The organism is Streptodolium elevatio (assembly GCF_053592165.1).
In genome coordinates this window covers 139,983-151,811 of the sequence record NZ_JBSFVE010000017.1, presented here as the reverse complement: position 1 = coordinate 151,811, position 11,829 = coordinate 139,983, and the positions used below count along the sequence as shown (strand labels likewise).

12 protein-coding genes and 1 pseudogene are annotated in these 11,829 nt (G+C 71.8%); 5 read left to right on the top strand and 8 right to left on the bottom strand.

Annotated features, from left to right (window positions below):
* Positions 1-185: 185 nt before the first annotated feature.
* Entirely contained in the window at positions 186-2,147 is a 1,962-nt protein-coding gene (locus tag ACWD12_RS28390; protein ID WP_450101948.1) for a flavin-containing monooxygenase, read from the bottom strand.
* A gap of 279 nt (positions 2,148-2,426) precedes the next feature.
* On the opposite strand from ACWD12_RS28390, the gene ACWD12_RS28385 reads away from it, so the two are divergent.
* Positions 2,427-3,380, top strand: a complete 954-nt coding sequence (locus ACWD12_RS28385; protein WP_450101947.1) for an alpha/beta hydrolase — start codon at positions 2,427-2,429, stop codon at positions 3,378-3,380.
* A 423-nt stretch (positions 3,381-3,803) separates the two neighbouring features.
* Positions 3,804-4,544 carry a TetR/AcrR family transcriptional regulator gene (locus ACWD12_RS28380; protein ID WP_450101946.1) on the top strand — a complete coding sequence of 247 codons (741 nt, stop codon included), beginning with the start codon at positions 3,804-3,806 and terminating at the stop codon, positions 4,542-4,544.
* Positions 4,545-4,654: 110 nt separating this feature from the next.
* On the opposite strand, the gene ACWD12_RS28375 is transcribed toward ACWD12_RS28380, so the two are convergent.
* A complete protein-coding gene (locus ACWD12_RS28375; RefSeq protein ID WP_450101945.1) occupies positions 4,655-4,972 on the bottom strand; it encodes a hypothetical protein in 318 nt (105 codons plus the stop codon).
* A gap of 61 nt (positions 4,973-5,033) precedes the next feature.
* On the opposite strand from ACWD12_RS28375, the gene ACWD12_RS28370 reads away from it, so the two are divergent.
* Positions 5,034-5,666 carry a TetR/AcrR family transcriptional regulator gene (locus tag ACWD12_RS28370; protein ID WP_358363849.1) on the top strand — a complete coding sequence of 211 codons (633 nt, stop codon included), beginning with the start codon at positions 5,034-5,036 and terminating at the stop codon, positions 5,664-5,666.
* A 99-nt stretch (positions 5,667-5,765) separates the two neighbouring features.
* On the opposite strand, the pseudogene ACWD12_RS28365 reads toward ACWD12_RS28370, so the two are convergent.
* Positions 5,766-6,011, bottom strand: a pseudogene (locus tag ACWD12_RS28365) (CoA transferase); the annotation flags it as partial.
* Here ACWD12_RS28365 and ACWD12_RS28360 point away from each other — a divergent pair.
* A complete protein-coding gene (locus ACWD12_RS28360; RefSeq protein WP_450101996.1) occupies positions 5,907-6,371 on the top strand; it encodes a CoA transferase in 465 nt (154 codons plus the stop codon). The pseudogene ACWD12_RS28365 and the gene ACWD12_RS28360 sit on opposite strands and share 105 nt — an antisense overlap.
* Before the next feature lie 35 nt (positions 6,372-6,406).
* Here the strand turns inward: ACWD12_RS28360 and ACWD12_RS28355 are convergent, their stop codons facing one another.
* The 5 genes from ACWD12_RS28355 to ACWD12_RS28335 all read right to left on the bottom strand — a co-directional run bounded on the left by ACWD12_RS28355 (position 6,407) and on the right by ACWD12_RS28335 (position 10,809).
* Positions 6,407-7,453 carry a hypothetical protein gene (locus ACWD12_RS28355; RefSeq protein WP_450101944.1) on the bottom strand — a complete coding sequence of 349 codons (1,047 nt, stop codon included), beginning with the start codon at positions 7,451-7,453 and terminating at the stop codon, positions 6,407-6,409.
* Complete coding sequence (locus tag ACWD12_RS28350) at positions 7,450-8,178, bottom strand: SigE family RNA polymerase sigma factor (protein WP_450101943.1); 729 nt, start codon at positions 8,176-8,178, stop codon at positions 7,450-7,452. Before ACWD12_RS28350 ends, ACWD12_RS28355 begins: the two co-directional genes overlap by 4 nt.
* A 367-nt stretch (positions 8,179-8,545) precedes the next feature.
* Positions 8,546-9,010: a PPOX class F420-dependent oxidoreductase gene (locus tag ACWD12_RS28345; protein WP_450101942.1), complete on the bottom strand. Its 465-nt coding sequence runs from the start codon at positions 9,008-9,010 to the stop codon at positions 8,546-8,548.
* 203 nt (positions 9,011-9,213) lie between these two features.
* A complete protein-coding gene (locus tag ACWD12_RS28340; protein ID WP_358359775.1) occupies positions 9,214-9,936 on the bottom strand; it encodes a hypothetical protein in 723 nt (240 codons plus the stop codon).
* A gap of 264 nt (positions 9,937-10,200) precedes the next feature.
* Entirely contained in the window at positions 10,201-10,809 is a 609-nt protein-coding gene (locus ACWD12_RS28335; RefSeq protein ID WP_450101941.1) for a TetR/AcrR family transcriptional regulator, read from the bottom strand.
* Positions 10,810-10,885: 76 nt separating this feature from the next.
* Between ACWD12_RS28335 and ACWD12_RS28330 the strand changes: the two genes are divergently transcribed.
* The gene (locus ACWD12_RS28330; RefSeq protein WP_450101940.1) at positions 10,886-11,722 is read left to right on the top strand and encodes a class I SAM-dependent methyltransferase; all 837 of its coding nucleotides are present in this window, start codon (positions 10,886-10,888) and stop codon (positions 11,720-11,722) included.
* The last annotated feature ends 107 nt before the right edge of the window (positions 11,723-11,829 follow it).

Genomic DNA, 11,829 nt, shown 5'->3' with positions numbered 1-11,829 from the left:
CGGTCCAGAAGTTTGCGCATGCCCCGGTCCAGATCGTGGTCCGAGGCGTCTTTGCCGCGCGCGTGCGGCGGCGCCCCCAGTGCGAGGGGCACCGCCGCACACGCGTGACCGCTGAGCGGCGTACCGATGTCCCCGTGGCGCGCGCCGCGACCGGGCCCATCCGGCGCGACGCACCAACGGGTGCGTCAACTGACGATGTGGTCCTCGGGGTTGGGGGAGCGCATCATCGACCAGTAGTCGACGAGTCGCCAGGGGTTGGAGACGACGACGCGTCCCTTGCTGTTCTGGTAGTAGCTGCGGACGCTGGGGTGGCTCCACACCCGCTGCTCCAACGCCTGTGCCACGGCCTCGTTGTAGGCGTCGTGGACGTCCTGCCGCGGCTCGATGGCGCGGGCCCCGCGCTCGTGCAGCAGGCCCAGGCAGCCCAGTACGTAGTGGACCTGCGCCTCGGAGATGATGTTGACCCCGGCGCCGTGGTTGGGCGCACTGTTCGGGCCGCCGAGGACGAACAGGTTCGGGAAGCCGGGGACGGTGAGGCCGAGGTGGGCACGCGGGTCGTCGAAGCCCCAGACGTCGGCGAGTTCCGCGCCGCCGCGCCCGGTGATCCGGATCTTGTCGAGCATAGGCAGCACCTGGTAGCCGGTGGCCAAGATCAGCACATCGGCGGGCGTCTCGGCGCCGTCCGCGGTCACCAGGCCGCCCGGGGTGACGCGCTCGATCGGTGAGGTCACCAGGTCGACATGCTCGCGGCGCAGCATGCGGTACCAGTTGCTGTCGCGCAGAATGCGCTTGCCGAAGGGCGGGTACGCCGGGATGGCCTTGTCGAAGAGGTCCGGACGGTCCGCCAGTTCCTCGCGGGCGTAGGCCAGGAGCCATTGCCGCATTGCCTCGCTGGCCGCGGACACCGACACGTCGGGCATCGTCCACTCGGGATCCACGACCACCCGCACGAAGTTGCTGTCGGACGCGAGCCAGTAGGTGATGAAGCGGAACCACTCGGCGTAGTAGGGGACATGCCGCATCGCCCAGCGGGCGCCGTCCGACACGGTCAGGTCGTCCTTGCGGCGCGGCATGATCCACGACGGAGTGCGCTGGAAGACGGTCAGGGCCGCGACGTCGTCGACGACGGCCGGACCGACCTGCATCGCGCTGGCGCCGGTGCCGATCATGGCGACGCGCTTGCCGGACAGGTCGATGTCCGGGTCCCAGTCGGCGGTGTGCACCGCGGGGCCGGCGAAGTCGCCCAGCCCGGGTATGTCGGGGCGTACCGAGCCTTGGAAGAAGCCCATCGCGGTGACGACCGCGTCCGCCCACTCGGTCGACTCGACGCCGTCGGGGCCGCGCGTGGTGACCAGCCACCGGCCCGTCGCCTCGTGGTAGGCGCAGGACAGGACCTCGGTCTCGAATGTCACGTGGTCGCGCACTCCGTGCCCGTCGGCGCAGCGGCGCAGGTAATCCAGGACGTAGCTGCCCTTCGAGTAGAACTCCGGCCAGTCCGGCATGATTTCGAAGGAGTACGAGTAGAAGTGGCTGGGCGTGTCGACGCCCACACCGGGATAGATGTTGGTGAGCCAGGTGCCGCCGACGTCCTTGTTGCGGTCATAGATCCGGTAGCTGTAGCCGGCTTCGCCCAGCCTGACGCCCGCGCAGATGCCCGAGAGCCCGGCGCCGATCACCACGACGTGGAAGCCTTCCGGCGGACGCGGGCGGTCGGGGGCCGGGGCTTCCGGGGTGCCGGGCAGGTTCGCGAAGCCGCACTGGTCCAGCAGGAGCGGGATGAACTCGTCGTCCACCGGTTCGTTGGCGTACGTCGACGCCATCTGTTGGAAGAGCCCTGTCGGCATCGGTCCCGCGTCGGCCGCGGCCGGGCGTTCGCCGGTCAGTACCGCGGTCAGCAGGTCGCGCAGTTCGTCCGCCTCGGGCCGGGCGCCGCCGGATTCCACGTTCGCCGGATCGCAGACCGCGGCGAAGCGCGTCAGGTACTCCGGGTTCCGGGTCAGGTGGGTCAGCGACATCAGGAGCGTGCGCGGATCGGCCTGCGCGAGATGGGCCCGCACCGAGGCGGGGTCGGACCCGGGGCCGGTGAGGGGGAGGTCGGCGGGGGTGGGGCGCGGGTGGACGGCTTTGCGCCGGGACGAGTCGTTCATGCGTGTGCTCCGTACGACGGCGGCGTGAGCGGTGGCGACAGATGCCCTATTGGGTGGACACTCTATCTAGTGAGTGAATGATGCATGCAGCATGTGTCGGTGTCCAGCGACGCCGGCACCGCCTGGCGCCGACCGTCCGCACGCACTGGAAGATTGCCGCGCTTGGGTGCATGATCTGGCTTTTGAGTGGACGCCTTGTCCATGGCTCCGTGTGTCTCGCCCAATTCGTTCCACCAGGGACGGCCTGCGGGCCGGACCTGTTCGCCAGGAGGTCCTGCGGTGAACCCACCCGCCCAGAAGTTCGAGCTCGTGCCCGAGCTGGCCGCGATCATGGCGGTCATCCCGCCGCTGCCGGTCGTTTCGCCGGAGACCGTGGCCGCGATACGCCGACGGGTCACCGAGGCCTCGGCGCGCCAGCCCCGCCCCGACATCCACGCCGTCGCCGACCGGACCGTGCCCGGCCCCGCCGGTGACATCCCGGTACGGATCTACCGGCCCCGCGACGCCGACGACCTGCCCGTCCTGGTCTTCGCACACGGCGGCGGCTGGTCCATCTGCGGCATCGAGACGCACGAGGGCCTGTGCCGGGAGATCGCCAACCGCAGCGGGTTCCTGGTGGTGTCGGTCGAATACCGGCTGGCCCCGGAGCACGTGTTCCCCGCCGCGGCCGAGGACTTCTACGCGGCGGCGTGCTGGGTCGCCGCGCACGCCGGCGAGATCGGCGGAGACCCGGCGCGCGTGGCGGTCGCCGGCGACAGCGCGGGCGCCAACCTGGCCGCGGTCGCCGGCCTGATGGCGCGCGACCGCGGCGGACCCCGCTTCGCCTTCCAGCTCCTCGCGTACCCCGGGCTGGACGCCCTCTCGGAACGGCCGTCCGCGGTCGAGAACGCCGACGCGCCCATGCTGAACCGGTCGAGTTCGCAGTCGATGTGGCGCGCGTACGCCGGAGACGCCGACCTGCGCCACCCCTACCTCTCGCCGATCTACGCGGAGGACCTGACGGGTCTGCCGCCCGCGATGATCGTCACGGCGCAGTACGACATGGGACGCGACGACGCCCGCGCCTACGCCGAGTTGGTCGCCAAGGCGGGCGGCACCGTCGACGTGCTCGTGGTCAAGGGCGCGGTGCACGGATTCCTCTCCTACTACACGCAGGTGCCCGCCTCGTCGGACGCACTCGACCGCGCCTGCGACGCACTGCGCGCGGCGGTCGGTGAGCCGGCCCGGCGCTGACGCGAGCCGACTCCGGCCGCACTCGCGGTACGCCTGGACGGGGCACGTCCCGTCCAGGCGTGCCGCTTTCGTGCGTCGGCAGCCGGGCGTGGCGAGCGGATGACTCTGGCCCATCGACGGGGATCGTCCATAAGTGAAACTGTTACGCAAAGTGAGGCGCCCGTGACGGGGTACCGGACGCCGGACGCGCGTGGCCGGGCTCTCCCGTCCGTGGCGGCGTCGGCGGCGTCTATGCCGAGGCGATGCGGGTGCGGGTGCCGATGTCTGCACGGCGGCTGCACGGCCGGCCCCGCGGCGGACCCGCGTCCCGCCGCGCCGATGACCTTCCACTGACCCTCGCGGCGTACGGCGATCCGGTCGCCGGGATGCGTAACCTGGGGTCACATGCGGTCGGCGCCGACGGGGCGCGGCGAAAGGGACGTGATGACTCAGGTACCAGGAGCGGCTTCCGCGCGTGGCCGCGGCCGCCCGGCGCGTCTGTCCCGCGACCAGATCGTCGACGCCGCGGTGGCGCTGGTGTACGAGGACCCGGCGACTCCGCTGACCGTCAAGCGGGTGTCCGAGGCGGTGGACTCGGCGCCGATGGCGCTGTACCGGTATTTCCCGGACCGCGACGACCTGCTGCTCGCGGTCGCGGACCGGGTGGCGTCGGGCATGGGCTTCGACCGGCCCGCCGGCGCCACGTGGCAGGAGCAACTGCGCAACTGGATGACGATGAGCATGGAACACCTGCGGCCCTACCCGCAGTTGCTGCCGTACATCGCGTCCACGCGTCAGCCCGCCTGGCTGCCCTCCTTCATCATGCTGACCGAGATGCTGAGTCCGCTGTCGCTGGGCGACGAGGACCTGGCCTTGGCGATCACGCTCGTCGGCACGACCATCGTGGGGCAGGCCACCCTCGCCAGTAAGCGCACCCCGGTGCCGGACATGATCCCCAAGCTGCGCCGCGCCCTCGAGGCGGCGAGCACGGAGGAACAAGCGCGCGTGGCCCCGGTTCTCGACTCGCTGCCCGCCGCCTTCGGCCGCCTCGACGACCTGGTCATCGAGGCGACCATCGACGCGGTCGAGGTGCTGAGCGCCCGGACGCGAAGGGCCGGACGCGCGACCAAGCGGGGCCGCAAGGCGCCGGTGAACCCGATATTCAGCAACGCCTCGCCGACGTAGTCGGCCGGGGAGGCGGCTCGGGTCGGGAGGCGGTGACTTGGGCCGGGAGGTCGGGCCGGGTCGGGCCAGGTCGGGCCGGGCGGCATCGGATGGGGCGGGGTCGGGTGGAGTCAGACCAGGTCGGGCGGGGTCGCCGGGCGGTCCATCGTGAACTCGCGCCGTTCGGATGCGCCGGCACGCGTCCGTACGCGCCACATGGTCCACGAAGCGCCCCATCGTGTCGACGTCTCCATGCCGAGCATGTAGTAGTGCACGGCGGCGCCCTCCGGTGTCGGTTCGATCCACATGTTCGCCACGACCTGCCAGGCGTGCCCTGAGGTCCACATCTCGGTGTCGCGGGCATGCCGGAGTTCCACGCTGGTGGGCCCGGCACCCACCGCGGGGCCGTGGTCGGCGGTTCGCCGTCCGCACGTATTCCGGGCAGACACGGCGACCAGTGAATGGATGCGTCGGAGGTGAGTGCCCAGTCCGGACGAGTACCCTGGCGCTATGCCAGCCACGACCCGCCGATCACCCGAGTCCAAGGACCGCCCGTCCGGCCCGGACCTGCGCGCCCAGCAGAAGCTGTACACGCGTCGGCGTCTGATCGCCGCGGCGTGCGATCTGTTCGAGACCAAGGGCTACGAGGCCACCACGGTCGACGACATCGTGGCCGCCGCCGGGGCCGCCCGGGCGACGTTCTATCTGCACTTCACCGGCAAAGCCGACATCATCGCCGAGTTGGCCGACCGCATCTGGGCCGACACGGGCGCGAAGTTCGCCGCGTTCGGCGAGCTGCCGGACTGGTCGCACGCGACCATTCGGGCGTGGCTCGACGCGTACGTCAGCGGGGGCGAGGCGAACCGGAAGGCGCTGGCGATCTTCGCCGAGCAACTGCCGCACACGCTTCGTCACCAGCACCAGGAACACGTGAAAGAGTTCGTGGCCCTGCTCATGAAGCCGCCGGAGCGATGGGCGCACTTCTCCAAGCCCGAGGGACGGCGGCGCGCGTACCTGCTCATCACGCAACTGGAGACGTTCATGCCGTCGTGGATGGCTGGCCGTTGGACGCGCGAGCGCTCGGCGATGCTCGACACACTGGCCGCCGTGTGGCGCAACACCCTTGAGGCCGACCGACTCTGACCAGCCGACAGAACGCCCCGGCGAACAATGAACGTCGCATGGCGAACGGGCGAGCCGCGAGCCCTCGGGATAATCGGCGCCCTGCCGGTATTTGCCGGTCGGCAGGTTGGGACGGAGGTTGCCGAGCAGGCCCGGCACGACACCGCCGACCAGGTGGTTCGCGGCCTGGTTGACAAGCGCCGCGACACCGCACTCGAACAGCGGTGCCTCGACGTGCGCCGGGCGGCCGTCGGGCCGCCCTTGCTGCCCGGGGAGCGCCCCCAGCGCGCCGGTCGCCGCATACTGGCCGGTCATCACATCCACCATCGGCAGGCCGACCTTGGTCCCGGACCGCGTCTGGGCCATCGCGTCGTACCCCCGGCTGGTCCGCGAGCGGCCCGTCCGCACCGGCACGTTGCCCCCTACGGGCCGATGCCGACCGCCGACGGGTCGCTCGTCGTCGGCGCCACGAGCGACCGCCAGTTCGCCGCCCTGTGCGCATCGGTCGGCGTACCGGATCTCCCGGCCGACCCCGGGTTCGCCGGCAACGCGGCGCGGCCGGCGCACCGCGACAAACTCACCGGGTTGGCTCGCCGCCGCCTTTCGTACCGCTCCCTCCCACGTCGGGGAGCGCCGGCTTTGTTGGGCGGGCACACCGAGGAGATCCTTGCCGCGCTCCGGCCGCGGGATCGAGGGTCCGTAAGGCGGCGGCGAGGTCACCGGTGAAGCGGAGGACGCGGTGCCGGAACCCGTTCGTGCGGTCAGGGCGCAGCGGGCGGGCTCGCCGGCAACAGCGTCGGCATGAAGGGCAGTACGCCTCCCGACGACTCGACCACGAAGCCTCCGCATCCGTCGTCCCGCGTGGTCGACGAAGGCGAGGTCGGCGTCTGCCCGGGGAGTCCGGCCCCCGTGGCGGGCACCGGGTCGGGGGCGGTCAGGGCGGGCCCTGACGGGGGAGGCGGGGCAGGTGCGGTGAGCGCGGGCGGAGCGGATCCCGGCACGCCGGCCGCGGGAGGCGGATTCGAGGGTGGCATTCCGTTGCCCACCAGCGGGTTGTGGAGTTCCTCGGCGTCCGGCGCCCGCACGGTCTCCCCGGGGCGCGGCGCGGGTTGCCTGGTGTTCCTCCGCTGCTCGATCACCACGCGTCCGTCGGGGCCGTAGGCGGTGATGTGGATGTTCTCCGCGTACGCGTAGCCGCCCGGGAGTTCCACCGGAGGCACGTAGAAGTACGACCACCCCGGCGTGCCGGGCAGGGTCACCGCTTGCGCGTCGAGTACCCGCCCGTCGAGTTCGACCCGTACGCCGGCCAGGGGCTCGGGGCCGATGTACATCCCGCCGACCAGGAGCAGCCGGCCGTCATAGCGCTCCTGCGCGTAGATGCGGTTGTCGGTCCGCGGCTTCGACAGGCCCACGACCATGCCGCAGCCCCCGCGCATGATCACGGCCCGGTCCTCGCCCATGCGGAACGTGTAGCCGTACCCGACATCGAAGCGCTCCCAGGCGGGGACCACCCGTGGCGGGGCGAGCACAGGCGCGGGCGTGGAGACGGATGGCGGGGCCACCGGCGCCGGGGCCGCTCTGCCGCCCACCCCGTCGAACACGGCGGATCCCGCCGCGATTCCGCCGACCAGCACGGCGGCCGTGGCGACCACCGCCAGCCGCCGGCGCCGACCCCGTGCGGCACGGCCCTGGCGCAGCACCTGGGCGACCGGAGCGGGGATGGCACCCTCGCCCGGCCCGGAAGGTGCGGAGTCCGCGCCGACTCGGCGCATGGCGGCGCGCAGGAGTTCCTCGTCCGTCCGGGTCATGTTCCCACCGCCTTCACCGAGTTCGTCGTGTACCCACGGGGGATGCCCCCGGCATCTGCGGACCTGTTCGCTTCCGTCCGGAAGTTGCCGCCGAGGCGGTCCTCCCGTACGGCGGCCGCGTGCTCTTCGCTCGCCGCGGCGTCGGCGTCGGCGCCCGTCTCAGTCCCTGGGCCTGCGCCTGCCGCACTTTCGTCGGGCGGCTCCTCGGGATCGCGTCCCGCGAGGACGGCCAGCGTGCCGTCCGCCCGCAACCGTGCCAACGCCCGGGTGACCTGGCCCCGTACGGTCGACGCCTTGGTGCCGAGGACCTCGGCCACCTGCGCATGGCTCATGTCCTCGAAGTAGCACAGCACCAGAACCGTCCGCTGCCGCACGGGCAGTCGCCCAAGGGCGTCGAGCAGGCTCCGCCGTACGTCGACCTGCCCGGTCCGGTCGTCGCCCGCCTGCTCGGGCGCGCCGACCCCGAGCAGTTCGCGGATCCGGCGGCGCCGCACCCGATCCGCGTTGGTGTGCACGAGTATTCGCCACACGTACGCGTCGATCTCGTTGCTGGTGCTCACCCGGTCCCACTTCACGTAGACCCGGACCAGCGCGGCCTGTGCGAGGTCTTCGGCGTCGTGGAAGTTGCCGGTGAGCAGGTACGCCGCCCGCCGCAGGCGGTCCCAACGGCTCGTCATGAAGCCCTGGAACGCGCGGTCCGCGTCGTCGTGCCGTGCCGCCCTCACGCGCGTCCTGCCAAGGCCGCCGCCGGTGCCGCCGGGAGCGCGGCCCTCCCCGCGGAACCCGGCTCGGTCACGCGCCGCTCCCCGCGCCCCGCCGCCGCACCTGAGTGCCGCCGCGCCTTCGTGCCGTTGCCCGGTGGCCCGATGCCGTGTCTCATCGTCCTGCCCGCTTTCGTCGCATGTCCGTGGCCCACAGCCGTACGGCCGCGCCGCGCGACCCTGGTGCGGCGCCGTGCGGTCGCCTGTCACCCTGTTGGACGGCAACCGGCTCCGAAAGTGCTGCCGACGGTGCGCGGGTCTTTCGGGCACGCCGGACGGAGGGCCCCGGCGAAGCGACGTGGTGCGGGCGCCGCGCGGGCGGCGGTCCGGATCAGTCGGCGAGCCGTGCCGGGAAACCGCCGGTCGCGATAGGGCCCCAGCGCCTGGGCGTCACTCGGATGATCGACTTGCCCTGCGTCAGCATGGCCGCCCGGTATTCGTCCCAGTCGGGGTGCTCGCCGGAGATGTTCCGGAAGTACTCCACAAGCGGTTCGACGGATTCGGGGGCGTCGATGACCTCGGCGTCACCGTCGATCTGCACCCACGGGCCGTTCCACTCGTCGGACAGCACGACCAGGCTGACCGCGGAATCGCGGCGCGCGTTGCGGGTCTTGGCCCGCTCCGGGTATGTCGACATGACCACCCGCCCCGAGTCGTCCACCCCACAGGTCAGCGGTGACGCCTGGGGGGATCCGTCGGTACGCCGGGTGATCAGCAGCGCGCGATGCCGCGGACGGACGAACTCCAGCAGAGCCGCCAGGTCGACGGACGTATTGGTGGCGATGGGGCGGCTCATGAGGGATCGGCCTTCCGGGCGCGGGGTCGTCGGGATCCTGCCGCCAAGCAGGTTATGCCGGGCGCGCCGGGCGGAGGCGTCGGCCCCTGCGCGTGTCGGCGGAGGGCAAGGCGGGTCCCGCGCTCGACGGCCGGCGTACCGGTCGCGAGCGCGGGACGTCCGAGCCGACTCCGCCGGGACCCGCCGGCCGATGTGATCGCCGGTCAGATGGTCTTGACGTTGAGGTAGTTGTACGCGCCTACGGTGAAGTCCTTGAGCACGCGCAGGGTGACGGCCGGCCCGGTCATCCAGTTGACGAAACCGGCGTGGGCGTTGGCCCCGTTGACGAAGATGGCGGGGTTGATGCCCGCTTGCAGGGCGTACCACGGGTCGACGACAAGGCAGTTGGCGCCCCAGGTGGCGGGGTTGTTGAGCGCGGTGCCCGGCGTACGGCCCACGACCGTGAACACGTGGCCGCGGCCCACGACGCCGTTCGGGGTGAGGCCCACCCATTCGATCGTGGTGCCGCCGGGCACGGGGGAGTTGGTGGCGCAGAGCACGGCGATCGTCACACAGGCGAAGCCCTCGCACACCCCGAAGAAGGGTGTCTTGACGGCCTTCGCGGCGCCCCACATGAGGAATTGCTTCTCGACCTCCGCCATGGCCGGGCGCCCGTTCGGCCAGCCGAGGGCCACCTCCAGGTTGTGGGTGAGCACGGGTTTGAAGCCGTCCGGGCTCATGGTGTCCTTCATCGGCTGGATGGCCCCGCTCCCGGGGCCGGTGGGTCGGCCGATCTGGGTGACGTTCACGTTCGCCCAGGCGTTGTCGATGAACGTGCCCTGCGCGACCAGGTTCTGATAGGCGGGGACGGCCCCTCCCCGGGGCCAGACCGACGACTGCGCGATCCGGGCGTTGATGGCCGCATCGAGTGGTGCCAGAGGCAGCATGGCGTGGCGCTCCCGTCTCTCGTGGTGCGGACCGGACTCGCGGTCCTCCGCGGTCCACGTCCGTGCCAAGAGGCTAGGTACGGGCCCGCCCGCAGGCTGCCGCTATTCGTGGATCTTCGGAGTCATCGGTGCGACGAAATGGCAATCGGCCAAATTGCGGGCGTACAACGGCAAGAAGATGCAACCGGCACCCCGGAACGGTCGCCATCCGGGCTTCGGGACACCGAGGCCACCACGCCTCTACACAGCCGGGGCAGCAGGTGCTCAGGCAGGCCGCCGTTGCACGGCGTCGGCGATGACAGCGGTCACGAGCTTGTTGACCGCCTCCGTGGCCGACGGGCCGGCGGCGCGGTCGCGGTCGGCGAACAGGAGGTGTCCGCCGCCGACCAGGGAGAGGGTCAGCGAGTCGATGTCGGTGTCGGCCGCGATGCGGCCCCGGTCGCGCTCGTCGGCAAGGTAGGCGGAGATGGCGTTCGTCGCCTGGGCCAGGATCGCGATGCCACCCCCTGGCCTCGCCTGCCGCAGCCGTGCGCGCAACTCGTCCCGGAAGGTGACGAGCGGGATGATCGCCACCGGGACGGGGCCGAACAAGGTGGTCAGCGCGCCGGTGAGGTTGTCGGCCACCGTGCCGGTGCCGACGGACTCGCGCAGTGTGCCCGCCTGCTCCTCGAGCCGCGCGGCGCGGTCGAGTACCAGGTCGGCGAGGAAGGCGTCGAAGTCGGTGAAGTGCCGGTGCAGGACGCCTTTTGCGCAACCCGCCTCGTCGGTGACGGCCCGGCTGGTCAACCCGTTCGGCCCGTCCCGCAGGAGCACGCGTTCGGCGGCGTCGAACAATTGCTGCCGCGCGTCGCGAAGGTGCACTCCCGTTGGCACTCACAGATCCTCTCGTACGTGTGTCCCGGCATTCTGCCCCGTTGCCCAGTGGGCATGTGCCCACTAAGGTGGGCGCATGCCCACTCTATCGCGGGGACCACGAGACCAGCCGGAACCGCCGCCGACGCAGCCGCATCAGGCCCGGCATATGGCCGAGTCGTTCGGCGCGGACGCGCAGCGCTACGATCAGGCCCGCCCCGGCTATCCCGATACGTTGGTGGCGCGAATCGTCGCCGGCAGCCCGGGGCCCGACGTGCTCGACGTCGGCTGCGGAACGGGCATCGCGGGCCGTCAGTTCCAGGCGGTCGGCTGCGCCGTGCTCGGCGTCGAACCCGACGCGCGGATGGCCGACTTCGCGCGCGCCCGTGGCCTTCAGGTGGAGGTGGCGGCCTTTGAAGCCTGGCAGCCGGCCGGGCGTACGTTCGACGCGGTCGTCGCCGCTCAGTCCTGGCACTGGGTGGATCCGGCCGCAGGAGCCGCCAAGGCGGCGCGGGTGCTGCGTCCGGGGGGACGACTGGCGATCTTCGGGCACGTGTACGAGCCGCCCGCCGCGGTGGCCGAACCGTTCGCCGACGCCTGCCGCCGGGTGGCGCCCGACTCCCCGCTCAACGGCCAACCCGCCCGGCGTCCGCTCGGCCTCTACCAGACGGCGTACGCGAAGTTCGCCGACACGATCCGCGAGACCGGGCAGTTCGGCGACGCCGAGCAGTGGCGCTTCGACTGGGAGCGGTCCTACACGCGCGACCAATGGCTCGACCTGCTGCCCACCACCGGCGGCCTCACCCGGCTTCGCCCCGACCAACTGGCCGACGTTCTGGACGCCGTCGGGAGCGCCATCGACGCCTTGGGCGGACACTTCACGATGAACTACACCACCCTGGCCACGACCGCCGTACGCGTCAACACCTTCTGACCCCAGGCGAGTTGTGCCGCGCGCAACGCTGCCGGCGCGGCATGGCGTGGGGGCAGGTCGACGTCGCCGAGGTCGCCCTGTCGGGCGCGAGGTCCGCGCCGAGATCT